Origin of the sequence: Nocardia aobensis NBRC 100429, assembly GCF_000308375.1 — a bacterium.
Classification (GTDB): Bacteria; Actinomycetota; Actinomycetes; order Mycobacteriales; family Mycobacteriaceae; genus Nocardia; species Nocardia aobensis.
Genome location: NZ_BAFQ01000145.1, coordinates 13450 through 38316 on the forward strand (window position 1 = coordinate 13450; position 24867 = coordinate 38316).

The 24867-nt window shown below is 68.3% G+C and carries 19 protein-coding genes; 12 read left to right on the forward strand and 7 right to left on the reverse strand.

Annotated features, from left to right (window positions below):
• Window positions 1-81 precede the first annotated feature (81 nt).
• Together RJ03_RS37970 and RJ03_RS37245 are read right to left on the reverse strand one after the other, a co-directional pair.
• Window positions 82-5310, reverse strand: a complete 5229-nt coding sequence (locus tag RJ03_RS37970; protein WP_157163452.1) for a hypothetical protein — start codon at window positions 5308-5310, stop codon at window positions 82-84.
• A gap of 57 nt (window positions 5311-5367) precedes the next feature.
• Window positions 5368-6024: a hypothetical protein gene (locus RJ03_RS37245; protein WP_157163453.1), complete on the reverse strand. Its 657-nt coding sequence runs from the start codon at window positions 6022-6024 to the stop codon at window positions 5368-5370.
• 1181 nt (window positions 6025-7205) lie between these two features.
• On the opposite strand from RJ03_RS37245, the gene RJ03_RS18870 reads away from it, so the two are divergent.
• The 8 genes from RJ03_RS18870 to lhgD all read left to right on the forward strand — a co-directional run bounded on the left by RJ03_RS18870 (window position 7206) and on the right by lhgD (window position 16814).
• Window positions 7206-7640, forward strand: coding sequence for a YbaB/EbfC family nucleoid-associated protein (locus tag RJ03_RS18870; protein ID WP_051024861.1), 435 nt, complete (start codon window positions 7206-7208; stop codon window positions 7638-7640).
• Window positions 7641-7770: 130 nt separating this feature from the next.
• Window positions 7771-9420 (forward strand): acyl-CoA synthetase, encoded by a 1650-nt coding sequence (locus tag RJ03_RS18875; RefSeq protein WP_036504293.1) that lies wholly within the window; start codon window positions 7771-7773, stop codon window positions 9418-9420.
• Between the two features lie 144 nt (window positions 9421-9564).
• Complete coding sequence (locus RJ03_RS18880; protein WP_036504271.1) at window positions 9565-11223, forward strand: acyl-CoA synthetase; 1659 nt, start codon at window positions 9565-9567, stop codon at window positions 11221-11223.
• A 124-nt stretch (window positions 11224-11347) separates the two neighbouring features.
• Window positions 11348-11926, forward strand: a complete 579-nt coding sequence (locus RJ03_RS18885; RefSeq protein ID WP_051024862.1) for a hypothetical protein — start codon at window positions 11348-11350, stop codon at window positions 11924-11926.
• Window positions 11927-12202: 276 nt separating this feature from the next.
• On the forward strand, window positions 12203-13732 hold the full coding sequence (locus tag RJ03_RS18895; protein ID WP_306304682.1) for a PepSY-associated TM helix domain-containing protein: 1530 nt from the start codon (window positions 12203-12205) through the stop codon (window positions 13730-13732).
• A 284-nt stretch (window positions 13733-14016) separates the two neighbouring features.
• Window positions 14017-14715, forward strand: coding sequence for a DUF8020 domain-containing protein (locus tag RJ03_RS18900; protein WP_036504278.1), 699 nt, complete (start codon window positions 14017-14019; stop codon window positions 14713-14715).
• A gap of 135 nt (window positions 14716-14850) precedes the next feature.
• Window positions 14851-15543: a YcnI family copper-binding membrane protein gene (locus tag RJ03_RS18905; RefSeq protein WP_063820407.1), complete on the forward strand. Its 693-nt coding sequence runs from the start codon at window positions 14851-14853 to the stop codon at window positions 15541-15543.
• A 68-nt stretch (window positions 15544-15611) separates the two neighbouring features.
• Entirely contained in the window at window positions 15612-16814 is a 1203-nt protein-coding gene (lhgD, locus tag RJ03_RS18910) for an L-2-hydroxyglutarate dehydrogenase (protein ID WP_036504297.1), read from the forward strand.
• Window positions 16815-16824: 10 nt separating this feature from the next.
• On the opposite strand, the gene RJ03_RS18915 is transcribed toward lhgD, so the two are convergent.
• Together RJ03_RS18915 and RJ03_RS18920 are read right to left on the reverse strand one after the other, a co-directional pair.
• Window positions 16825-17088: a hypothetical protein gene (locus RJ03_RS18915; protein WP_036504280.1), complete on the reverse strand. Its 264-nt coding sequence runs from the start codon at window positions 17086-17088 to the stop codon at window positions 16825-16827.
• A gap of 12 nt (window positions 17089-17100) precedes the next feature.
• The gene (locus RJ03_RS18920) at window positions 17101-18822 is read right to left on the reverse strand and encodes a sodium:solute symporter family protein (protein ID WP_245552325.1); all 1722 of its coding nucleotides are present in this window, start codon (window positions 18820-18822) and stop codon (window positions 17101-17103) included.
• A 200-nt stretch (window positions 18823-19022) separates the two neighbouring features.
• Between RJ03_RS18920 and RJ03_RS18925 the strand changes: the two genes are divergently transcribed.
• Genes RJ03_RS18925 through RJ03_RS18935 form a run of 3 tightly spaced genes read left to right on the forward strand, consistent with a single transcriptional unit; the run spans window position 19023 to window position 21708 of the window.
• Complete coding sequence (locus tag RJ03_RS18925; RefSeq protein ID WP_083871071.1) at window positions 19023-19571, forward strand: pyruvoyl-dependent arginine decarboxylase; 549 nt, start codon at window positions 19023-19025, stop codon at window positions 19569-19571.
• Window positions 19568-20167, forward strand: a complete 600-nt coding sequence (locus RJ03_RS18930; RefSeq protein ID WP_051024863.1) for a hypothetical protein — start codon at window positions 19568-19570, stop codon at window positions 20165-20167. The genes RJ03_RS18925 and RJ03_RS18930 overlap by 4 nt, the downstream gene beginning before the upstream one ends.
• A complete protein-coding gene (locus RJ03_RS18935; protein WP_083871076.1) occupies window positions 20167-21708 on the forward strand; it encodes a GGDEF domain-containing protein in 1542 nt (513 codons plus the stop codon). Before RJ03_RS18930 ends, RJ03_RS18935 begins: the two co-directional genes overlap by 1 nt.
• A gap of 7 nt (window positions 21709-21715) precedes the next feature.
• Here the strand turns inward: RJ03_RS18935 and RJ03_RS18940 are convergent, their stop codons facing one another.
• From RJ03_RS18940 to RJ03_RS18950, 3 genes are all read right to left on the reverse strand, one after another.
• The gene (locus tag RJ03_RS18940) at window positions 21716-22612 is read right to left on the reverse strand and encodes a TIGR03619 family F420-dependent LLM class oxidoreductase (RefSeq protein ID WP_051024864.1); all 897 of its coding nucleotides are present in this window, start codon (window positions 22610-22612) and stop codon (window positions 21716-21718) included.
• A 16-nt stretch (window positions 22613-22628) separates the two neighbouring features.
• Window positions 22629-23006, reverse strand: a complete 378-nt coding sequence (locus tag RJ03_RS18945; RefSeq protein WP_036504284.1) for a MerR family transcriptional regulator — start codon at window positions 23004-23006, stop codon at window positions 22629-22631.
• 112 nt (window positions 23007-23118) lie between these two features.
• Window positions 23119-23880, reverse strand: a complete 762-nt coding sequence (locus RJ03_RS18950; RefSeq protein WP_036504286.1) for a DUF6319 family protein — start codon at window positions 23878-23880, stop codon at window positions 23119-23121.
• Window positions 23881-24293: 413 nt separating this feature from the next.
• Here RJ03_RS18950 and RJ03_RS18955 point away from each other — a divergent pair.
• Window positions 24294-24867: maleylpyruvate isomerase N-terminal domain-containing protein (locus RJ03_RS18955; protein WP_051024865.1), on the forward strand; the 574-nt coding region annotated here is incomplete at its 3' end.

Below are 24867 nucleotides of genomic sequence, written 5' to 3' on the forward strand. Positions count from 1 at the left end.
CCACGGTCGAGCGCGCACGTCTGTGGCTGCCGTCGAGCAGGCGTGCGCGGAACGACGGCCCACCGGTCTTTCGCGGGTGCGTCAGGTCTTGGTGGGTGGGGGGTTGGAGCCGTTCGCGGGGCCGGTGGTGGCGAGTCGCTGCCAGGGGTGCGAGCCGGGTGGGGAGACGCCGAACTGCCAGCGATCCCCAGGGCGATAGTTCGCCGGGACGGCGGTGGGCTCGGCGACGGGATTCGAGTCGGCACTCGAATTCGCCGCGTCGGCACCGGGATTCGCGGTCTCGCCGGAACCGGAGCTGTGCGCCGAGGTCGTGCCCGATCCGTGGCCGGAAGCCGAGGTAGTGCCGGAGCCGGACCCCGACGCGTCACCGGAGCCGGAACCCGAGGCATCGCCGGAACCGGAGGCCGAACCGTCACCCGAACCGGACCCCGAAGCATTGCCGGAACCGGAGGCCGAACCGTCACCCGAACCGGACCCCGAAGCATCGCCGGAACCGGAACCGGAACCGGAGCCGGATCCGTGACCGTGGCCCGAGCCCGATCCCGAACCGTGGCCTGAGCCAGAACCCGAACCGTCACCGGAGCCTGAACCCTCGCCGGAGCCGGACCCCGAACCCTCACCGGAACCAGAACCCGAACCGTCACCGGAACCAGAACCGTCACCGGAACCGGAGCCCTCACCCGAACCGGAACCAGAACCCTCCCCCGAACCGGACCCGGAACCCTCACCCGAACCGGACCCGGAACCCTCACCAGAGCCGGAACCAGAACCCTCGCCAGAGCCAGAACCCTCACCGGTGTCGGCGGCGGGTGCGGGGGCCGGCGCGGGTTGCGGCGCTTGCGCGACGGCGCTGTCGTCGTAGTAATACGGGTCCTGGCCGCTATCGTCCGGTCCCATGCCGGATCCCATGGACATCATGGTCATGGCGGCCATCGCGGCGCCCAGCAGGTTTCCCATACCGCCCATCGGATCGGCACTCATGCCGCCACCGCCGAAAACGCCGCTGCCGAGACCGGTCCCCGGGGACAGTTGGCTGGGATCTTGGGCGAGGCTGCCGGAACCATCGGAGGAAGAACCGTTGTCCGGGAGCGAACCGGGGGTGGTCGGCTCGGAACCCGGCGTGGTCGGATCCAGGGAGGTCGGGTCGTTCGACCACGCGCCGTCGTTCGGTGCCGACCCCGACGAGGACGGGCCCAGCTGTGTCGGCGTCAGAGCAGAGGGCGAAGTCGGCGTATACGAGTAACCGGAGGGCGCGGTCGGGCTCAGCAGAGTCGGCTCGGTAGCCGTACTCGGAACGGTCGGGGTGATCGGCGCCGGAGACCCCGAACCGGATCCGGATCCCGAACCGGAGCCGCTGCCTTCACCCGATCCGTCGCCCGACCCACCGTCGTCGCCCTGGTGCCCCCACGGCGACCAGTGGTTCGAGGCGAAATAGCCGACGGCACCGATGGCAGCGGCCCCCAGAAGAAGCTTCTTGCCCTTGCCCATCTTCTTCTTGTCGGGGTCGTCGTCATCGTCGTCGGACTTCTTCTTGTTCTTGTCGTCCTTGTCCTTGTCATCGGCGGCCTTGTCATCGGTGCCTTCGGACTTGTTCGCGCTTTCCGCGTCGCCGGAGTCCTTCTTGCCCGAGTCGTCCGCACCGTCCTTCGCCGAACCGTCGACATCGTCCTTGTGCCGTCCGGCCGCGTTGTAGCCGTTTTTGTCGTAGCCCTCCCGGTTGAACCCCGCCCGGTTGTATCCGTCTTTGTCGAAGCCGTTCGGGTCGTATCCGTTCTCGTCGTAGCCGTCTTTATGGGCACCGGAGCGGTCATACCCGTCTTTGTCGAAACCGCCTCGGTCGTACCCGTCCTTGTCGAAACCGCCCCGGTTGTACCCGTTCTTGTCGTACCCGTCCCGGCTGTACCCGCCACGGTCGAATCCGGCCCGGTCGTACCCGTTCGGGTCGTATCCGTTCTCGTCGTAGCCGTCCTTGTGGGCACCGGAGCGGTCATACCCGTCTTTGTCGTACCCGCCTCGGCTGTAGCCGTCTTTGTCGTACCCCGCTCGGTTGTACCCGTCCTTGTTGTACCCCTCCCGGCTGTACCCGTCCCGATCGAATCCGTCCTTGTCGTACCCGTCCTTGTCGTAGTCGCCCGGCTTGCCCGCCTCACCTTCGCCTTTGCCCGAGCCGCCCTTCCCGTCGCCGCCGCTGCCGTCGTCGCCCTTTCCCGAGGTGCCGCTGCCACCGGATTCTCCGTCGCCACCCGGACGAGCCGCGGGGTTTTCAGGTGGTCGTCCCAGTGGCGGCGGTGTCGTCCTCGGCGTGCCATCCGGGTCCCGTGGAAGGGGCGGCTCATCCGCATTCCGCGGCCCGGGTGGAGCCGGGGTGGACGGGCCCCCATCCGAATCTCCGCCGCGCCCCTCGCCGCCTTTTTCGGCCCCCGCCGACGGAGCTCCCTCGCCCCGGCCTGGCGAACCCTTGGCGGGGTCGCCTGGCACCGAGGCCCTTTCCGGTCCACCAGGGGTCTGCTCACCCGTCGGCGGCTGCGGTGCAACCGGCGGCTCCTCCAGGCTGATCTTGTATGCCTTCAGACGCGTGTCGACATTTTTGACGAAGTCGGCGAAGTCGCCGCCGCTCTGTCGGGTGACTCGCAGCGCGTCATTGATCGCGATGTGCACCCTGTTCTGAGGAACGCCCTCAGGAAAGTCGTATCCCGCCACCAAGCGAGCTACGTCGTCGGCGCTGGCGATCCCCGCCCGGCCGCTCCACACCTCTTGTAGCAGCGGCACACCACCATCGGCGCCCGCCTTGGCCCTCGGAGACGAACCGTCCGCCCCGCCATTCGGCTTGTTGCCCTCGGGCCCCGCAGGATCTCTTCTGCCGGCGCCGGCGTTCGGATCGTTCGGCTGATTGTCAGCGCCTCGCCTACCTGCCTGTGAGGAGCTCGCATCACTGCCTGCCTCACGGGGCGCAACAGCTCTCTCGGGGTGCAGGTTTCCCTCTCTGTCGTACCCGGCCCTATTGTATCCCCGCTCGTTGTACCCGTCCCTGCCGTATCCCTCCGCGTCATACCCGAGCCTGTTGAAACCGTGGTCGTCGTAGCCGTCCTCTTTGCAGCCCCACTTGTCGTAACCGTTCTCGTCGTACCCGTGCCGGTCGTATCCCTGCTCGTCGTACCCGCGGCTGTTGTATCCGTCCTCGCCGTACAGGCCCCTGTTCGCGCCGGGGCCGGACGTGTCCTCGGACGCCCTCGGCACGGCCCCGGCCTCCGCAGTTTCCCCCGCCCTCGCCTCACCAGGCGATGGAACCGCCTGGGACTCGCCCCCCTGATTCCCGGGCACCTCCTGCACGGGCGGGGTTCCACCCGACGACGAAGCCTCCGCAGGCTCTGCCGAGGGCGTAAACGGCGGGGGCTCAGGTGCTTTCGGAGACAAGGGGGTGCCGAGCCCATCACCCGAACCCACGTCCGGCTCCCCTGCCTTCGCGGGCCCCGTCGATGGCTCTCCCTCACCCGAGCTCCCCGTCCGCGAAGCCCCCTCGGACTCACCCCACGGCGACGGCTCAGGCTCACCCCACGGCGACGGCTCGGGCTCACCCCATGGCGATGGTTCGGACTCGCCCCACGGCGACCCTTCCCCCGTTCTGCCCGAGGCAGAACCTGCCACCGGTTCCCCCGGAGCCACGCCTCCTCGTGGCTCGATCGGAGGTTGCGCACCTTCCGGCCTGACCGATGCCGGACCTGCGCCCGTTTCGCCGCGCGGCGAGACAGCTGCGGGCGGTCCGGATTGCGGCTGTCCGCCAGTTCGAGGACCGGAAGCGGTGGCGCGACCGCCGTCGCCGGCGCCACTGCCCTGTGGTGCTGCCGGCTGCCCTCCCGGCGCCGGAGTCTCCGCCGCTGCACGCGGCGGGGTCGCCGGAGCCTGCTGGCTGCCCTCCGCCGACGGCCGCACTCCGTGACCGCCCGGATCGGGAAGGGATGCAGGCACACCAGCAGGATCCGCACTGCCCTCACCCAACGAAACCCGTAGCGGCGCGGCCCCTTCCCGCTGCGAAGGGGCAGGGCCCTGACTCGGATCGCCCGTTACGCCGCCGGCCACCTCCGGATCCCCCGCCGCGCTCTGCAGCTTCCCCCTGGGGCCTCCCGCGTTGAACGCATTGGGCCCTGACGGATTATGGGGGTCCGCTGCGGCCACCAGACCGAATTGATCGCCGCGACGGCCGGACGGCGAGGCGATGGCGGAGTCGAACGGGTGCAGCTCGCCTCGCGACGCCGGGGGAGGACTACTGGAGGGGCGGCCGGCCGCACCTCCACCACCGGTGCTCGGTGCGGACACCGACGGCGTTTCCGACAACCTCGGCGCCCGAGCCCCACCTGCCGCGCGGCCGGCCGGAATAACCGAACCGACGAATCCGCCACCGAATCCCGCGACCGCTGCGTCCAGAAGGGCGTCCCCCGAAATCTTCCCGCCGCTGATCAACGCGTTGGCTCCGACGCCCACCACGCTGCCCACCAGACCGCCACCGACACCGACTATCAGGGTGGGCACAACTCTGCCGGCGGTCGCACCGGCTCCGCCGGCGAATCGCTGAAACAATCGGCCCGCACGTGGCGCGGCGTATATACCGAATGCCGCACCGGCGAGACCTGTTACGCCGCCGAGCAGCGCTTGTTTGCCGACACTGCCGAAGTCGATTTCGTCCCGGCGGTGATCGATGTATTTCTGCGACATCTGCGCGGCGAGATCGACACCACCACCGAAGACCGCGCCTATCCCGGCGATTTTCATGAAGGGAGCAGACAGCCGGGCAACCCGCGCCATCGGGATGAGAGCCCGCTTGGCCGCGGATTCGGCCCCTATTCGTTCCACCCAGGCCAGCAGCCGGTTCCGGGCAGCCACTATTATAGCTTCGCTGCGAGCCCGGTCCGCTGCCGCTTTGAGCGGGCCGCCGACGAAGATGTCCGTCGCCACCATCGCCACCATCGCGACGAGGGTCCAGATTATTCTCCATTTCGTGTATTGATAATTTCCGCTGGCGGACGACGTGAACGCGGCCAGATTCTGCCCGTAATCATGCGTATTGCTGATATCCGCCAGCATCGGGCGATTCCGGAGATCACCTTTCTCGGATTCGGTCATGCCCGACAGGGCCAGACTTTCCATCGCGGCGAGGCGGTCCAAACGGGGCCCCAGGTTCTTCCAGCGTTCCATGCAATCGGATATGCACTCCGACGTCGCGTATCCGATATCTTCGTCGAACTTGGGAAAACTCTCGCCGGCGACCCCTTTGACCGCCCAGTCCGGAAGTTCGGGCGGTAACCGCAGGGTCACCGAATTCGTCCGTTCGCGTTGACAGCCACTCGCTGCCGGTCCGTCCACATGACGCGGCTACACCCGATCAGGGGGAAAGGTTTTCGCGCTGTGACGTTTCGCGGTAGTCACGAGCAGCCGGTGCAGGACGCGCGCCGGGGCGACGGCCTTTCCCACATCGAGCTGCACCTCGGCGAACGCGTCGGCCAGCGCCCTTCCCGGTTCGAATCTGCCGTGCGGGAAGCCGTATCCGCTCAACCGACCGCGCCACCGCCGGTAATCGGTGACGACGACGCCGAGCGGAGTGGCGAACCGGCTGTCGCCGCACTCCGCCAGGTACTCGGAAATCAATGTCCGTTGCGATATGGCGTGGGCGCGCAGACCACCTGTCACATCGAGGGCATGACCGAGTTCCCGGACGACGGTGGAATACAACGGTCTCCCGGCGGAACCACGAGAAATGCCGCCACGCTCGGTTTCCGCGGATATCTTCCGAGCGAGCGGGTCCGTGTTTCTGGCAGTCGCCACGTTCAGAATCAGGCGCTTCACCCTCGGGATGTCGTCGCCGTCGTCCGAGCCGCGAACCCAGTCGAGCCGCGTGACGGCGTCCCCACATTCGGCGATCGCGAATTCGGGGAGGTCGAGGTAGGGGTGGGCGGTGAGTACGTCGTCGAGGGCCTGTGCGATTTCGCGCAGCGTATCCAGTGCGATTCCGGGGGTGTCGAACCCGCTCACCTGTAGGCCGTGGCGTCTCATGAGCGCCTCGGCGAGTTCCCGCCCTTCGTCCGACGTCGCATGCCGTGCCTCGACCCGCTTGTCGTCGCGCCGAACACGTTTCGGAGTTCCCGGAGCGCCTTTCGCCGGGGCCTTCTGCGACCCGGGCGTACTCGGCCGCCCTCCGCGCGGCGATGGAGCCGAAACCTTGCGTGCCGGTTCGGACCTCGGGCCGACACTGTCCGAACGGCCCGACCACGGTGTGTTCGACCGTTGCGATTCCGGGGAACCCGGGGCGTCTACCTTCTGCGATGGTGCGGTCTCCGGAACCGCCCGCGACGACGGGCCTTTGGCGTCCGATGGGGGAAGCACCCCCGACGTCGGTGGCGCGTTACCCACCGACGGTGCCGGAGCGTCGGACAGGCCGGTCCCTGCACCGGACATCGCCGACGGAGAATCCGGCGTAGCGTCCGACGACGCCGCCGGCTGATTCTGCGCACCCTGGCCGGCTGCACCTGCCGACGAAAACGGCTCGGCCGCAGCACCTCCCGCCCGCTGGGCCGCGGATGGCACGGAGGCTCGGGAAACCGGAGCGGCGGAGTTCGGCGAACCGGCCACATCCGGGGTCGGGGACTCCGGCCGACCAGCCGTGAATCGTCCTGTGTCCATGGGTGTTTCGCGATCGTCGCCCGCACCCAGAATAGAGGTCCTGCCGTCCAGGTCCGCTTCCTCGAAACGACCCGCGAGGCCCGAAAGCAGCTTCCCTTCTTCGGCCAGCGCCCCGAGTGTGCGATTCATGTTGTCGAGCAGGGTCCGGGAGTCGGGCTCGAACGTCTTCGCGAAGGTGTGGCCGGGTTCGTCGTCGCCCCAGAATTTGCCGACCCTCGCGAAGTGGTCGCGAAGCTCGTTGTAGATCTGGCGAGCCTCGCTCGCTATCGACTCGTACTCCTGGACGACAGCGCGGAGCCGAGCCTCGTCGATCGACAGCTCCTGCCCCACTTCGACCACCTCGCTCCTGTTGCCGACGCCGACGATTCTCCGTCCCTTCTCCCCCGTTTCCCACATCTGGGAAAGCCGGCGGTGTGCTGCTTGGATGGAAAGCACACTGTCGACACAGGCCCGTTCGCACGGCGAACGGCGGAAACGGAGTGCAACCGCATGGGTGGGGCAAGCCGGCCGGAATCCGAGGGCGGGATCCGGTAGTGGATCCGCTGTCCGCCGCCGGCGACGATTTCCGCTACCTGGCCCGCACGGAAGTCAATCAGCTCCTCGACAATTACGAGGAGCAGATGGCGGGTCTGGCCGAGATTCGCCGGCGACTCGATTCCCTTCGGATCCAGGCACGTTCGACGGACGGCACGATCGAAGTGAGCGTCGACTCCGCCGGGATCGTCACGGAGATAAAACTGGAGCCGGCGGCCATGCGGAACAAACCGGAAGATCTCGCCCGGAAACTCACCGAAGTCATCCGTGAGGCCGCGACGCATGCCGAGAAACACACCGCCGAGGCCGTGGCACCGGTGGCCGACATCGTCGACCCTCTACCCGACCTGCCCGAACTGGTCCCCGGCGCTCCCAGCCTGCGTAATCCGATTCCGCCCGAGGACGACCCGGAGGATGCCGCGCCGACTCGGTGACCCGGCGGCAACGCCACCCACAATCGAGGCCAAGCTGTTGACCGGAAGTGTGTACCAAGTCACACTTGCGGCTGCTACCGTCCCCAGCACGCGGTCGGGTCGTGTGGAGGTGGTTGACGTGGGCGTCGGTATCGGGTCGGTGCTGCACGGGGTTGCGCGCAAGGCGGTCGGGGTGACCGAGGCGGTGCGGGCGTTGAATGTGCTGCGGGAGCGCGGGTTCATCGATCCGCGCAATCCGGGTGAGACGGTGTTGTCGGCGAAGGAGGGGCGCCGGCTCGGGCCGCAGGCGACGATGGTGCGGCATGCCGCGCGGATGTGGCCGCAGCGGACGGCGCTGGTCGACGAGCACGGCAGTATGACCTTCCGCGAACTCGACGACAATTCCACGCGGCTGGCGCGCGGGCTGCAGTCGCTCGGCGTCGAACCGGGAACGGTGATCGGCATTCTCGCGCGCGATCACCGCGGGCTGCTGCTGGCGATGGCGGCCGCCGGAAAGGCCGGTGCGCGGCTGGCGCTGATGAACACCGGCTTCGCGAAGCCGCAGTTCGCGCAGGTCTGCGAACGCGAGCACGTGAAGGTGGTGCTGCACGACAGCGAATTCGTCGGCCTGCTCGACGCGCTGCCGCCGGAGCTGCCGCGCGTGATCACCTGGGTCGACGACGGTGCCGAATTGCCCACGGGCGCGATAACGATCGAGGAACTGATCGCCGCCCACCCGCCGAACGAGCTGCCGTTGCCGGCCAAGCCGGGCGGCTTCGTGATCCTCACCAGCGGCACCACCGGCCTGCCGAAAGGCGCTCCCCGCGAGGCGGTTTCGCCGATCTCCTCGGCCCAGATCGCGGATCGGATCCCGTTCCCGCCGCAGGGCACCATGCTGATCGTCTCGCCGATCTTCCACAGCACCGGCCAGGCCACCTGGCTGGTCGCCACCGCCCTCGGTGCGACGACGGTGATGATGCGACGCTTCGACGCCGAGCGCACCCTGGCCCTGATCGCCGAACACGAGGTCGACCTGCTGGTAGCGGTGCCGACGATGCTGCATCGCATGGTCGAACTCGATCCCGCGGTGCGCGCGCGTTACGACCTGTCCTCGCTGAAATCCATCGTGCTGGCCGGATCGGCGCTGTCTCCGGAACTGTCGGTGCGTGCCGCCGAGGCGTTCGGCCCGGTGCTCTACAACCTCTACGGCTCCACCGAATGCGCGGTGGCGACGGTGGCCCAGCCGGCGGATCTGGCCATCGCCCCGGGCACCGCAGGACGCGCACCCATCACCTGCGAAGTGGTGTTGTTCGACGAGAACGACAAGCGCGTTAACGGCCCGAATGTCAAGGGGCGCATCTTCATTCGCTCCGGTGCGCCGTTCGGCGGGTATACCGACGGACGGCACAAGCAGATCATCGACGGCTATATGTCCTCTGGCGACGTCGGCCACTTCGACGAACACGGACTGCTGTTCGTCGACGGCCGCGACGACGACATGATCGTCTCCGGCGGCGAGAACGTCTTCCCGCAGGAGGTCGAGAACCTGCTGCTGGAGCGGGCGGACATCTTCGACGCGGCGGTGGTCGGCGTGGACGACGTGGAATTCGGCAAGCGCCTGCGCGCCTTCGTCGTGCCCGAGCCGGGCGCCACCCTGGATCCGGACGAGATCAAGGCGTACGTGAAGGGCACGCTCGCCCGCTACAAAGTGCCGCGTGACGTGGTGTTCCTCGACGATCTGCCGCGCAACGCCACCGGCAAGCTGTTGCGCCGGGCACTGGTGGAATACCAGATCACATAACCGGTCACTCGACCAGTTGTACGGTACCGTCGGTTACAGAGACGCGAACCACATCCCTGCGCCCCTGCTTGCTAGGGTTGGCAGGCACTGGATCTCGATGTTGCGGTCCCGCCTGCCTGGCGGAATCCGCGGAAGGTTGTACCTATGTCAGCTGTCCTTCCGTCAGCAAGCACTGCCCTCCGAAAGGCCGGAGATCTGGCTCTGGGGGTCAACGTCATGCGCAAACGCGGGTTGTTCAGCCCGCTGCGACCGGATCATGCGGTCCGCTCGGCGCTCAACGTCACCAAGTTCGGACCCTTCGCGGGCGTGATCATGCACGCGGCGAAGACCAATCCGAAGTCCGCGGCGCTGCTGGACGAGCGGGGCGAGCTGACCTTCGCCGAGGTCAACGAGCAGTCCAACCAGCTGGCGCGCGGCCTGGCGGCGCACGGCCTGCGCGAGGGCGATGTGGTGGCGCTGCTGGCGCGCGACCACCGCGGCATGGTGCTGAGCCTGGCCGCGACCGGCAAGCTGGGTGTGCGCGCGGTGTTGATGAACACCGGCTTCGCGAAGCCGCAGTTCGCCGACGTCGCCACGCGCGAGCAGGTGAAGCTGGTGCTGCACGACAGCGAGTTCTTCGACCTGATGAGCGCCATCCCCGACGAGATCCCCCGCATCCTGACCTGGGTGGACGAGGCCGACAACGTCGATCCCGCGATCCCGACCGTCGATTCGCTGCGCGAGGGACAGTCCCCCGATGCGGTAAGTGCGCCGGCGAAGCCGGGCGGCATGGTCATTCTGACCTCCGGCACCACCGGCACCCCGAAGGGCGCGCCGCGCGACAAGGTCAGCCCGTTCATCTCCGCGCAGTTCCTGGATCGAATTCCGTTGCCGCGCAACGGTTCCATGGTCGTCGCGGCGCCGGTCTTCCATGCCACCGGACTGTCGCAGTTCACCCTCGGGCTCTCGCTGGGCAACCGGATGATCTTCCAGCAGCGGCGTTTCGATCCGGAGCAGACGCTCGCCAACATCGACAAGTACAAGGCGGAGTCGCTGGTCGTGGTGCCCACGATGCTGCAGCGCATGCTGGACCTGCCGCCCGAGACGCTCGCCAAGTACGACATGTCCTCGCTGCGGATGATCTTCGCCGCCGGCTCGGCGATCCCGCCGGACGTCGTGACGCGCAGCCTGGACTACTTCGGTGACGTGCTCTACAACGTGTACGGCTCCACCGAATGCGCGCTGATCACCGTGGCGAGCCCGGAGGATCTGCGCAAGTCGCCGAGTACCGCGGGCCGTCCGCCGCTCGGCATCCGGCTGGCGCTGTTCGACGAGAACCGCAAGCGCATCACCGAGCCGAACGTCACCGGCACGATCTTCATCGAGAACGCGCACTCGTTCAAGGCCTACACCGACGGCCGCACCAAGGAAACCATCGACGGCATGATGTCCAGCGGCGACGTCGGGCACTTCGACGAGGACGGGCTGCTGTTCATCGACGGCCGCGACGACGACATGATCGTCTCCGGCGGCGAGAACGTCTTCCCGCAGGAGGTCGAGCACCTCATCGCCGACCGCGCCGACGTGCAGGAGGCCGCGGTCGTCGGCGTCGACGACAAGCAGTTCGGAAAGCGCCTGCGCGCCTTCGTCGTTCCCGGCCCCGATTCCCAGCGCGACGCCCAGGAGATCAAGGACTACGTCAAGGCGAACCTGGCGCGCTACAAGGTGCCGCGCGAGGTGATCTTCCTCGACGAGCTGCCCCGCAACGCCACCGGCAAGCTGCTGCGCAAACCGCTGACGGAAATGGACGTCACCGGCGACTGAGTCGTCCCCGCATCGGCCCGGGAGTGCGACTCCCGGGCCGATCGCGTGTCCGCGGAACTTCCACGCGGAATGAAGTCTTCGTATCTGTGAATTGGCTTCGAAACGGTCAGCTATCATTCAGCTCGTGTTTCCCCCGTCCGGCCGCGTATCGGCCCGCGCCCAAGTGTCGACGCGTTCGCGTCGAGCCGCGGTGGCGCGGTTGCGGGGTGCGTCGGCCGGATCCGTGTCGGGAGCCCTGTCGATCGCCGCGCACGGTTGGGCGGCGGGCGGGATGCCGGTACAGTCCAGCACCCTGATGCTGCTGGTGGCCGCCTCCACGGCGGTCGGCGCGCTCGTCGCAGGGCTGGCACCGCTGCGCACCACCGCCGTCGGACTGGTCACGGCTCTGTGGGGCGGACAGCTGATCGGCCATCTGGTGATGTCGGCCGATATGGCGCAGATGCACGATATGCCGCTGTGGACGCCCGCCATGCTGGGCTCCCACCTGGTCGGCGCGGTCTGCGCCGCCGTCGTCATTCTCGGCGCCGAGGCCGCCTACCGGATCGGTACCGCGGTCGCGCGTGTCCTGCCGGTCCCGGTGAGCCTCCCGGCGATCGACGAATCGATTCTTCCCCGCAGCGTTCACCGCGACCGGGTGATCCTGCGGATCTTCCCCACCGAAACCTTCCGGACCCGGGGACCACCGCTCTCTGTGTACTGCTGAGACATCTCAACGCCCACATTCGCGAATCATCCTCGCCGACAGTGCGTTTCGTAGTACCGCCACAGTCCCAGTGCGGCGGTACTACGAGGCCACCTCTCTGCCGGATTCGGTCGCACCGCACGGCACGCCGCCGCGCGGTGTCCTCGGCCGCACCGTCCGGCCGCGCATCGACTCCGCACCGCACTCCGCGTCGGTGACGATCGAGGCGATCCGAGCCACGGCGGCGCGATCTTCGCGCACAACGATGTGGGTGCCCTCGAAACAGGAGCACTACCAGTGAGCATCACCGATATTCCGGCCGCGGGCACCGAGCCGCCGCAGCCGGACAAGTCGCCGCCCGTCGCGGCGCAGCAGTCACCACCCGGTTCGGCCGACCAGTCGGCCACGGACGCGGCCGGACAGTCGCGACCGTCTCGGTCCGGCACCGGACGAGCGGTGCAGGCGCTGGCCATGCGGCTGCACTTCTACGCCGGCGTCTTCGTCGCGCCGTTCATCCTGATCGCGGCGGTGACCGGGGCACTGTACGCGGTCGCGCCCAGCATCGAGTCGATCGTGAATCGCGACCTGCTGCACGTCGATTCGACCGGTCCGGCGCGGCCGCTGTCGGAGCAGATCGCGGCCGGTGTGGCCGCCGAACCGACGCTGGCGCTGGTCGCGGTCGACCCGGCGCAACACGCGGGCGACACCACGCGCGTGATCTTCACCGATCCGAGCCTCGGAGAATCCGAGCGGCGCGCGGTCTTCGTCGACCCGGTGACCGCGACCTCCGTGGGCGACAGCGTCGTCTACGGCAGCACGGGTGCACTGCCCCTGCGCACCTGGATCGATGTGCTGCACCGGAACCTGCATCTCGGCGATGCGGGCCGGCTCTACAGCGAGATGGCCGCGTCGTGGATGTGGATCATCGCGCTCGCCGGTGTGGTGATGTGGTTGCGCCGCTCGCGCGGTTCCGCGCGGCGGCTGCTGTGGCCGGATCGGTCGAAGGCCGGTCGCCCGCGCAGCGTCACCTGGCATGCCGCGGTCGGGATGTGGATCGTGCTGCCGCTGCTGTTCCTCTCGGCGACCGGTATGACCTGGTCGCAGCATGCGGGGCAGCACATCACATCGCTGCGGCAGCAGTTGAACTGGACCACTCCGGTCGTCGACACGGCACTGCCGGGTGCACCGATGCCGGCGATGCCGGCCGGTGGTGAACATGCCGAACACACCGGCGGACACGGCATGTCGATGCCCGTTCCCGCCGACCGCGCCGCTCGGGTGGACAAGGTCCTCGCGGTGGCCCGCGGGCACGGTATCGACGGTCCGGTCGAGATCACGATCCCGGCGAAGGACACCACCGCCTTCGCCGTCAAGGAACGCCGCCTGCCCGGGGTCTACACCCAGGACGCGATCGCGGTGGACGGTAGGACCGGCGATGTCACCGACATCCTGCGGTACGGGGACTGGCCGCTGATGGCCAAACTCGCCAGCTGGGGCATTGCGCTGCATATGGGCATGTTGTTCGGCCTCGCCAATCAGCTGTTGCTGCTGGCCACGATGATCGCGCTGATCACCGTGATCGGACGCGGCTACCTGATGTGGTGGCGACGGCGTCCGACCCGCGAGAACAGCCCGTTCACCTTCGGCCGGGCCCCGGCACGCGGAGTACTGCGACGGGCGCCGCTGTGGATCAGCGTCCCGCTGGTCGCGGTCACCGTGGGAATCGGATGGTTCGCACCGGTGCTCGGCGTGAGTCTGCTCGCCTTCCTGATCGCCGATATCGTCCTCGGCCTGATCGCCGGACGACGCCGGGAAGTAGTCGCCTGAAGTCCTGAATCGCATTCGGTCACGACACCTGCCGACGTAATCCGGCTGCGCCGGAACATCTTTCCCACTCGCACGAGCGACGCCGAGTCGCCCGTGCGGTGAACCGCGCGCTCGGCCGGGCCGTGACAGCCGCCGACAGCGATCGGCCGGCATCACCGATTGCGCCGTCTTCCGGCGGACACACCGTTTTCGGTCGTCCGGGGCTGCGTCATGCCCGCATTCGGCGCCCTCGGCACACCTACAGCAAATTTCGTTTACCTGATACCGCAAAGGGATTCATCACCATGGGAATCAAGAACATCGCCGCCACCGCCGCCCTCGTCGCCGCCGCCCTGGGCCTGAGCACGGCCACCGCGGGCGCCGAGCCCGCCGACGCCGGTGCGGTCGGCTTCCAGACGACCACCACGCCGACCGGCACCGTCATCTCCACTGATGCCGGATCGCTGTCGGCCGACGACGGCGTATTCACCGTCAAGGCGGCCGACGGCACCGTGCTGGCCGGAACGCGGCTGTCCTTCCGGGTCGACGATTTCGTCTTCCCGATCGAGGCGCAGATCCACGACCGCACCGCGACCCTGACCCCGAAGTTCGACCTCGCGCACGCGGCGTACCAGCCGGTCGCGATGCCGTTCGAGGACAGCGCGCCGTGGAAGACCCCGTACGACCGGGAGCAGGCCGCGTGGAGCCGGATGACCAGCACCCTCAGCGCCGGCGCCTCGATCGGCACCCTGGTCGGCGGCATCGGGGGCGCCGGAATCGGCTGTGTCCTGGGCGGAATCGCGGGTGCGACCATCGCGGCGGCCACCATCGTCGGCATGTTCGGCCCGTTCGTTCCGGCCGCGGTGGTGGGCTGCCTCGGCGGCATCGTGGCCATCGGCGCGCTGGGCACCCTCGCGGGTCAGTTGCTGGTCACCGCCCCGGTCGCGGTCCTGGCCGCGGCGCAGTACTTCACCACGGTGAACTCCCCGTTCCCCGCGAAGTGAGGTAGGTGAGGCGACCCGGCGGAGGCGCCCAGCGCAATCCGCCGGGATCGGCGCCGGCACGGCCGTTCCGGGATATCGTGCACACGATCAGCACAGGTTGTCTCCGTTTTCCCTTCGCGAAGGAGTCACCGCGTTATGAACGAATCCTGGTTCCGCCGCGCCGCGCTCGCCGGTATCGCCACCGCGGCGGCCACCGTCCTCGCCGCCGCCCCGGCCTCCGCCCATGTCACCGTCTCCGGTCCCGACGCGGCCCGCGGCGGCTCGGCGGTGCTGACCTTCCGGGTGCCCAACGAATCGGCCACCGGTAGCGCCACCACACAACTGAGCGTGCAGCTTCCGGCCGTCACGGAAGCCGAAACCGAACCCGTGCCGGGCTGGAAGACGAAGGTCACCCGCGACGACAACCACCGGGTCGTCGCCGTCACGTGGATGGCGGATCCGGGCGGCGGCATCGGGGCCGGGCAATTCGAACAGTTCTCGGTGCTGGCCGACGGTCTGCCGGACGCCGACACCGTCACGCTGCCCGCCACCCAGACCTACGCCGACGGACGGGTCGTGAAATGGGATCAACCCGCCTCGGGTGACACCGAACCCGAATTCCCCGCGCCGACACTGGCATTGGCGCCGGCGCACGAGGGCGGGGCGCAGAACCACGGCGACGTCCACGTCGCCGCCGCGGCCGAGGAGCACGAGACCGACACCACGGCGCGATGGCTGGGCAGTATCGGCATCGTGCTCGGCGCCCTGGGCGTGCTCGCGGCCGCCACGATGTTCACGCGGAACCGGTCCCGGCACCAGCCGCCGCCCGGTCGGCACCCGGGAGCGTGATCGACGGAGACCGCCCGTACATTGACGACGACCGCAATGGCTGATCACGGGCGAGAGTGGGAGTGAGTGTGCCGGAGCAGACCGTCGGCATCATCGGCGCCGGCATCATCGGACTGGCGATCGGCCGGGAAATCACCCGCCGGCGGCCCGGCAGCCGAGTCGTCGTCGTGGACAAGGAGGATCGGGTCGCGGCCCACCAGACCGGTCACAACTCCGGAGTCGTCCATGCCGGAATCTATTACGAGCCCGGGTCGCTGAAGGCCACCCTGTGCGCCCGCGGACGGCAGCTGCTGCGCGACTACTGCGCCGAGAAGCGGCTGCCCTACGACGAGGTCGGCAAACTGGTCGTCGCGGTCACCCCGGACGACGTGACGCGGATGGACGCGCTGGCCGAGCGCGCGGGCAGCAATCGCGTACCGGGACTGCGGCGTATCGATGCCGATGAGCTCCGGGAGATCGAACCGCATGCGACGGGACTGGCCGCGCTGCATTCCCCGCATACCGCCATCACCGACTTTCCCCGGATCGCCGCCGCCTTCGCCGACGACATCACGGCCGCGGGCGGGCAGATCCGGTTGTCCGTTCCGGTCACCGCCGTCACGCGCGCCCCGGACGGCATCCATCTCGGTTCGGACGCCGCGGACCTCGTGGTGGATCGGCTCGTCGTATGCGCGGGCCTGCACAGCGACGCCGTGGCCGGGCTGGCCGGAGATGAGCCGGGGCCCAGAATCATTCCGTTCCGGGGCGAGTACATGCTGGTCCGGCCGGAGAAGAAGGATCTGGTACGGGGACTGATCTACCCGGTGCCCGATCCGCGGTACCCCTTTCTCGGCGTGCATTTCACCCGCCGGGTGAACGGGGAGGTGGAGGTGGGGCCGAACGCGGTGCTCGCCCTCGCCCGCGAGGGATACCGCCGGTCGGCGGTCTCCGCGCGAGACCTGCGCGAGCTCGCGGCCTGGCCCGGGTCCTGGCGGATGGCGCGCCGGCATTGGCGCACCGGAGTACGGGAAATCTACGGCTCACTGTCGGCGCGCGCCTATATGCGGGCGGCACAACGGTATGTCCCGGATATCGGCGTGCGCGATGTGTTCCGGGCCGGTTCGGGTGTGCGGGCGCAGGCCGTCGACGCCGGCGGGGAGCTCGTCGACGATTTCCGCATCCACCGCCTCGGCCCGATCACCGCGGTCCGCAACGCGCCCTCCCCCGCTGCCACCTCGAGTATGGCCATCGCCGAGCATGTCGTCGACGTACTCGAGCAGGACGGCCGATAGCGCTGGGTCGCTAAGGTTCCGCCGGGCCGCCGGGCGTCTCGGTCTCGGACTGCTCCGGTTCGGATTCGGTGAGTTCGCGGACCGGGCGTAGCACCACCCACAGCAGGAAGGCCGCCGCCGCGACGAGCATCCCGATCCCGGCCCAGAGGTTGATATTCCACCCACCCGTGCGCACCCGCTGGGCGGCGGTGTCGTGGACGAGCGAGGTGACGACGAGAATCAGGCCGTAGCACCCGAGCAGGGCACCGACGATGGTGCGGATATCGAAAAGCATGGCGTCACTTCCTCATCCGACGAAGATGTTCAGCGCGATCACGATGACCAGGGCGATCCCGGCGAGCAGCACCGGTCGCTGATACCACGGCAGCGTCGCGGCATCGGGGTCGGTGAGCTGGGCCTTCGGCGTCTCCGAATACACCAGCCCGACCAGTTCGGCGTCGGGTTTGGGCGTGGTCCACATACTCACCGCGATACTGAGCACCATATCGACCACGAAGGCCACACCGGCGGCGACGAAACTCGCCCCCTGCCCGGACAGATGGAACACCTCGGCCTTGTTCAGGATGAATATCACCACCGCGCTGAGGGTTCCGCACACCAGGCCGACCCAACCGGCGGTCGGGGTCATCCGCTTCCAGAACATGCCGAGGATGAAGGTCGCGAACAGCGGCGCGTTGAAGAACGAGAACAGCGTCTGCAGGTAGTCCATCATGTTCGAGAAACTGCCCGCGATGAACGCGGTGCCGATCGCGACGGCCGTGGCGCCGATCGTGGCGAGGCGGCCGACGGTGAGGTAGTAGCCGTCGGGCTTGTCCTTGACCGCGTACTGCTGCCACAGGTCGTAGCTGAAGACGGTGTTGAACGCCGAGATGTTGGCCGCCATCCCGGCCATGAACGCCGCCAGCAGACCCGCCAGGCCGACGCCCAGAAGTCCGTTCGGCAGAACCTCTTTCATCAGGTAGAGCAGCGCCTGATTGTAGGTCGCGTCGCCCTGCCCGGTGTTCTTCAACTCGGCGATCTGCGGGATCAGCAGTGCGGCGACCATACCGGGGATGACGACGATGAACGGGATGAACATCTTGGGATAGGCGCCGATGATCGGGGTGCGCCGCGCGGCCGAGATCGAATGCGTCGCCAGCGCGCGCTGCACCTCGACGAAATTCGTTGTCCAGTAACCGAACGAGAGCACGAAGCCGAGACCGAGCACGATGCCCGTCACCGACAGGACGTTGTTCGAGAAACCGCTCAGCTCGTGGCCCGGCCAGGAATGCCACTGTTCGGAGCCGTCGGGCCGGGCGGTCACCTTGTCCTTCAAACCGCTCACACCGCCGATGCGATGCAGGCCGACCAGGGTGAGCGGCAGCAGCGCCGCGACGATGACGAAGAACTGCAGCACCTCGTTGTAGATCGCCGCCGACAGACCGCCGAGGGTGATGTAGGACAACACGATCAGCGCCGCGACGATCACCGACACCCAGAGCGGCCAGCCCAGCAGCACGTTGACGATCGAACCCAGCAGATAGAGGTTCACCCCGGCGATCAGCACCTGGGCGACCGCGAAACTGAGCGCGTTCACCAGATGCGCACCGGTGCCGAAGCGGCGCCGCATGAACTCCGGGACGCTGCGCACCTTGGAGCCGTAGTAGAACGGCATCATCACCACGCCGAGGAACAGCATGGCCGGCACCGCGCCGATCCAGAAGTAATGCATGGTCGGCATGCCGTATTCGGCGCCGTTGGCCGACATACCCATGATCTCGACCGCACCGAGGTTCGCGGAGATGAAGGCCAGGCCGGTGACCCAGGCGGGCAGCGACCGACCCGACAGGAAGAAATCGATACTCGAGGAGACCCGTGCGCGGGCCATCAGTCCGATACCGAGTACGAACACGAAATACACGGCGACCAAGGCGTAATCGACGGGCGCGGCATCGAGCCGGAGCTGATCCGCACCCAGCACCGCCGCCGCTGAGTCGAACCGGTGCGGTAGCTGAGCTAGAGGCTGCATACGGATCTCCTGTCGGAAAGACCAGCGGTCGACCGGGTCGCGATGTGCCCGGATCGTAGCGCGCCCCAGTGCATCTCCGGGGCCAGTCCGCGTCCCGCGCGGCGCGCGCCGGGTCGATCTGCCACTCTTCGAAGAAGGATTTTAGAGAAAGGCCGCCCGGCAAAATGCAACACTGGTGAGCCCGGGAAGGATCGAACACGATGCTCACAACTCATACTTCGCTCGACCCCCTCGGCCGCCGTGATCGCGATCGCGAAGGATCCGCGACGCTGACGATCGAGATCGGCACGGCGACGGGAAGGGGCGCTACCGAGGTGGCCGCCTTCGACGCGGCGCTGTGCGAACTCGGTGTGGGAGAAGCGAATCTGATCCGATTGTCGTCGGTGATCCCACCGCGGGCACAGCTGCGCCGCACCGCGCGGGTGCGCCAGCGGATCAGCTGGGGCGACCGTCTCTACTGCGTCTACGCCCTCGGGCACGCGCGGGCGCCGGGCGCCACGGCGGCCGCCGGGATCGGCTGGACCCTGTGCGCGGACGGTTCCGGCGCGGGCCTGTTCGTCGAACACGCCGCCGAAACGACCGAGCAGGTCGATGATCTCATCAACGCCAGCCTCGCCGATATGACCGCCGCGCGGCCGGGACGCTTCGGCCCGATCCACACCGCCACCGTCGCGGCGCGCGCCGACGGCCGCGACACATGTGCGCTGGTGCTGGCCGCGTACCGGGCCAGCGGCTGGGATCGCCCGTGAACGATGCGCTCGGCCCCGGAGCGTTATGGCCGGGCGTCGAGATCACCCTCGAGGCGGCGATCGCGGACGCCGAGATCGAACTCTTCCACGACCTCTACGAGCAGGCCTTCGGACCGCTGCGAGCGCAGGCGGTCGCCCGGCAGGTGCTGCACCGCAACGAGTTCCGCGCGGAGATGACCGATACCCGGGTCGACAAGATCGTGGCCCGCACGCCGGCCGGCGAACCGATCGGGCTCACCACCCTGACCCGGCATCTGGACACCGTGCCGTGGATCAGTCCGGAGTACTTTGCGACACGGTTTCCGCAACACGCCGAGCGCAATGCGATTTACTATGCAGGTTTCACCCTTGTTACCCCAACTGCGCGACACGGGGTGGCTTTTCATGCCATGATCAGTACAGTTGTCCAGATCCTGGCGGCAGATGGTGGGGTCGTCGGCTGGGACATCTGCTCGTACAACAATTCTCAATTCTCGTTCGCCGACGCACTGCGCAGTGCGATCGGTGAACAGGCGAACGTGGAAGTCGCGATCGAGGATTCACAAACCTACTACGCGGCTCGGTTCATCGACGACGACGCGGACGAGGGGGGCTGATGACATCCGGCACACAGCACCACCACACCACCCGCATCCGGCCGCTACGCACCTGGCCGCCGGAAAAGCTCTGGCGCACAGCACTATCGGCCGCCGTCGTCCTGATCGTCGTGGTCCTGGCGAGCGCCGAATCACCGGCGCTGTCGCTGACGGCGGTCCTGGGCGTCGTCGTGGCGACGCTGACCATGATCGGGACGGGAGTGCGCCGGCATCGGCCGCCCGCACCGGCGGCCTGGTATCTGCTCGCCCTCTCCGGCGTATTGTTCGCCGCCGGAACGCTGCTGCGCGATTTCACCGGCAGCGGATTCCCGCCCTACGACGATCTGGCGACGCTGGCCGGCTACGGCGGCGTCGGCGTCGCCGCCTTCCTCTGGCTGTGGCCGCGGCGCTCCAGCTGTCAACGCGATCTGGTGCTGGATTCGGGGTTGATCGCGCTCGGCGCCCTGCTCGCCTCGTGGACCTTTCTCATCTCCCCCGTCCTGCACAACACCCGGCACTGGGACGCCTCGGCGCTGATCATGCCGATCTATCCGGTGATCGACGCCCTCCTGCTGACGCTGGTCACCCACTCCGTGGTCACGTCGTCGCGTTCGGAGACCTCGTTGCGGCTGGTGCACGTCGGCCTGCTGGCGATCCTGGTGGCCGACCTCGGCTACAACCTGCAATCCGCCGGATCGGTGCATCTCGACGCACGCATGCTGTTGACGCCGCTGCTCGTCGCCTACGCGATGGTGGGGCTGGCGGCGCTGCATCCGACCATGGTCACCCTCGGCGGCGCCCGGCGGGTGCATCCGCACCGGTCCCGCCAGCGCGCCAGCGTGATCGCGGTGACGCTGGTGGTCGCCTCACTGGTGCCGACCGTCGGCGCGCGGGTCGGCACGGTGGACCGGGTGGTGGTGTCCGCCCTGCTCGCCACGCTGCTGGTGGGTGTGCTGGTGCGCAGCGAGCGGGCGATCGTGCGCAGTGCGCGCAGCGAACGCCGGGCCCAGTACCAGGCCGACCACGATATGCTCACCGGCCTGCTCAACCGGTCCGCGTTGCTGCGCGCACCGGCCCGCAATCGCGAACTGTGGACCGGCCGCCCGATCTGCCTGCTGTTCCTCGATCTGGACGGCTTCAAGACCATCAACGACAGCTACGGTCATGCGGTCGGCGACGAACTCATCGCCAATGCCGCCGCCCGCATCCGCCGTGTCATCCACCGGGACGACGTCGCGGCCCGCTACGGCGGCGACGAATTCGTGGTGCTGGCCGGCGCCAACCGCGCCGAGGCGGCCGTCCTCGCGGAGAAACTGCTGGCCGCCTTCGGCAAACCCTTCGAACTGTCGGTGACCGAGGTGACCATCGGCGCGAGCATCGGCATCGCCTGCAGCGGGCCGCGCAGCACCGACGCCACCATCTACGACCTACTGCGCGAAGCGGACTCGGCCATGTATCACGCCAAGGACTATTCGCTCGGCTGCGCGTTCCACGACGACCTGCGTCACCTGCCCCCAGCCGAGAGCCGACGGCGCGTGCGCCGGCACGAACCGGCGGTATGAGCGGCGGTCACACCGCGGGCAGCCGGTCGGAACCGCTGCCCGCGCCCTCGGGTGCGAGCGCGAAACGTTCGGCGAATTCCGACATCTGATCGTGCTGCTGTGCGGGTTCGGCCCCGGCGAATCCGACGACGAGGCGATGCACACCGTGTTCGCCGAGTTGTCCGGCACGGTCGGCGGAGATGTCGGCCGATCCCCAGCGCGTGTACTCGAGAGCCGCGGGATCGCGGCCCGCCTCGACGGCGGCGTCGCGGGCCAGCGCGAACTGCCGGTCGCGCTCTGCTTCGGTCAGCATGCCACCGGCGAAATAGCCGTTGCCGCGCTGCCCGGCACGCCGCGCGGCCGCCGCGCTGGAACCCCCGACGTGAATCGGAAGTTCGCTCCCGCCAAGCGGTTTGGGGTAGCTGCACAGATCGTCGAAAGCGAAGAACTCGCCCCGATGGCTGACCCCCTCCGCACCACCCGACCACAGCAGCCGCAGCACGTCGATCGCCTCGTCGGTACGGCGGCCGCGGGTGCGGTAGTCGACCCCGAGCGCCCGGGCCTCACCCGGCAGGCTGCCGAGGCCGACGGTGAGCAGCCGCATCCGCCCGCGAGACAGCACATCGATCGTCGCCAGCCGCTTGGCCAGCACGACCGGATGGCGGTAGGGCAGTAACAACACTCCCGTACCGAGCAGAATCCGCCGGGTGGCGGCCGCGACGAAGCTCAGGCAGTCGAGCGGATCGAAATACGGCAGGGTGGGCGGCAATTCGCCCGCGCCGTAGTCCGCCCCGGGATACAGCGCGATGTGATCCTGGACGTAGAGCCCTTCGAATCCACAGTTTTCGGCATGCCGGGCGAAGGCGACGAGCCGATCGGGATCGGTGCCGTTGAACGCCGTGCTGTAGCTGACCGCGAAACGCATCCGGAAAACCTCCGAGTTAGCAGGTGAACGCGCACTTCGGCAGCGGCCCGGTGACAGCGTCGATCCGGTCCGTCAGTTGCCGGCGTGCGGCGCCGAGTCGGGCGATCGCATCGTCGATCTCGGCCAATTTGCGACGCAGTGACTCGACCGATTCCGGGCATTCGTCACCCGACTCGTTGCCGCCGCGCAGACAGGTGACGAACGGCTGCGTATCGGCCAGATCGAATCCCAGCTCCAGCAGATCCCGGATCTTGCGCACGACGTCCACCTCGTGTTCGTCGTAGACGCGGTAGCCGTTCGCCGACCGCCGGGACCGGACCAGACCCTGCTGCTCGTAGTACCGCAGCATCCGGGTGCTCGTCCCCGCTCGCTCGGCCAGTTCTCCGATCAGCATGAATTCCCTCTCGCCACTGCGGCCGCAACGCTAAACGTTGTCATCGGTGTCAACGCAAGGCCGCGGGCGCGTATTCGCGCCTGCGCGGAGGGCGAGGTGGCGAGCGGCCCGGCTAGCCGGACAGTTCGTCGAGGAGGCGGCGGGCGTGTTCGAGTTCGGCCTGCAGTTGTTCGACCTTGGCGCGCTGCGAATCTCGAACGGCGTCCAGGACGGAATCCACGACCTCGGCGACCTCGGGGTGCAGCAGCTTCGCGGCCTGCGCCACCGACGCGCCCGGTACCGACAGCCCCTTGATGGTGCGCTTCTTGCCGTGCACCACATCGACGGTCCATTCACCGTCGGCGGTGCCGGCCAGGGTGACCGTCACCTCGGGCGCCTTGGATTTGCGGGCGGCCGCGGCGGGCTTCTCACGCGGAGTGCGGGCGGGCGTGGCGGCGGGTTTGGCGGCCGGTTTCGGGTCCGAAGCAGGTTGCGGCGCGGGCGTTTTCGACGCCGCGGCGGGCGCCGCTGCCGGAGCGGGCGGCGTGGTCACGGACGACGACATGCTCACAGCGGTGTCCTTCCTCGTTGCCGGCGGCGTGGCGCCGGTGGTCTCGGATGTGGTGGTGCGCTTGTCCTTGCGGGCGGGCTTGGCCAATGTCACCTCGGTCGGCGAGAACGACATGACATCCTTCGAGCCGGTCGGCCGGACCTGCAGGAAGTCTCCGTCGGCGGGGTCACCGAGTGCGATCACCTTGCCCGAACGCCCCTCGGATACTCCCACTGCGGCCGGAGTGAACCACACCATGGGTGGCCGGCCGTCGGCGAGCTCGGCCGCTATCTGTCGAATCTCGGTGTCGGACAACGGTTGCGGTTTGGTTCGTGGGGACGACATGGTGTACTCCGGGCGGGCTCGTAGACATCGGCGTGCCAAGAGCATGCCCCATCGCACCGACAAGTCCACATCGCGCGTGGCGCCCGGGCCCCGGCCGACACGTCGGCAACAGCTCAGCGAACCGGCCGGGTCAGGAACGGCGAACTCATCCGAGTGCACACGTGGCATCTCGAATCCTCGAGGTCCGCCCGTCGACACGGGAAGGAGTCCGCCGCAATGTTTCGGCGAACCATCGGGCCCGGCCCCTTCTCCGGCCCGCGGCGAGCGTCACCGTCCCGCCTCGGGCGACACCTTCGCCGCTGTGTCTCCGCGCCGGTCAGGGGCCGAAATCGGTGCGCGCTCTGGCTCCCGGCGACCACGAACCGGTAGCGTGCGCTGTTCATGAGGAGTTCGGTGGTCGTCGAGGTCTGCCGATGAGTTCGCGATATCTGCCCGGCCTGAGCGAAGAGCGCCGGGCGGTGATCGAATTCTGCGGGGAGTTGACCGAGGAGCAGTGGGCCGCGCCCAGTGCGGCCGCCGGATGGTCGGTGGCCGAGGTCGTCATCCACATGACGACCGGAGTGCGTGCCCTGCTCACCCCGAGTGCCGCCGCCATCGTCGCCACCCGCGATCTGGAGCGCCTCAACGAACAGCTGGTGGACGAAAAGCGTTCCCACACAACGCGTCACGTGCTCCCGGAGTTCGAGACCTGGTCGCGGCGGGGCGTGCGGGCGCTGACCCTGTTCACCGCGGCGGGGATACGGCGCATCCAGCTCCCGATCGGCGAACTGGGCTGGTATCGGCTGGATCTGATTCCGGCGATGCTCCTCTTCGACTGGCACACGCATCTGCGCCACGACATCGCACCCGCGCTCGACCTTCCGCCGCCGCCCACCGACGCGCTGCGCATGAACGCCATCCTGACCTGGCTCACCGTCTTACTGGAACGTTCCCACCGCGAGGCGCTGAGCTGGCTCGACGCCCCGGTGGCACTGACTTTCACCGGCC

What these genes read in the sequence shown, in the direction of transcription:
- RJ03_RS18940 (WP_051024864.1), bottom strand. Translation starts at nt 22,612, where the DNA reads ATGCGTTTCGCGGTCAGCTACAGCACGGCGTTCAACGGCACCGATCCC.
- RJ03_RS18920 (WP_245552325.1), bottom strand. Translation starts at nt 18,822, where the DNA reads ATGCAGCCTCTAGCTCAGCTACCGCACCGGTTCGACTCAGCGGCGGCG.
- RJ03_RS18925 (WP_083871071.1), top strand. Translation starts at nt 19,023, where the DNA reads ATGCTCACAACTCATACTTCGCTCGACCCCCTCGGCCGCCGTGATCGC.
- RJ03_RS18905 (WP_063820407.1), top strand. Translation starts at nt 14,851, where the DNA reads ATGAACGAATCCTGGTTCCGCCGCGCCGCGCTCGCCGGTATCGCCACC.
- RJ03_RS18900 (WP_036504278.1), top strand. Translation starts at nt 14,017, where the DNA reads ATGGGAATCAAGAACATCGCCGCCACCGCCGCCCTCGTCGCCGCCGCC.
- RJ03_RS18880 (WP_036504271.1), top strand. Translation starts at nt 9,565, where the DNA reads ATGTCAGCTGTCCTTCCGTCAGCAAGCACTGCCCTCCGAAAGGCCGGA.
- RJ03_RS18915 (WP_036504280.1), bottom strand. Translation starts at nt 17,088, where the DNA reads ATGCTTTTCGATATCCGCACCATCGTCGGTGCCCTGCTCGGGTGCTAC.
- RJ03_RS18935 (WP_083871076.1), top strand. Translation starts at nt 20,167, where the DNA reads ATGACATCCGGCACACAGCACCACCACACCACCCGCATCCGGCCGCTA.
- RJ03_RS18945 (WP_036504284.1), bottom strand. Translation starts at nt 23,006, where the DNA reads ATGCTGATCGGAGAACTGGCCGAGCGAGCGGGGACGAGCACCCGGATG.
- RJ03_RS18950 (WP_036504286.1), bottom strand. Translation starts at nt 23,880, where the DNA reads ATGTCGTCCCCACGAACCAAACCGCAACCGTTGTCCGACACCGAGATT.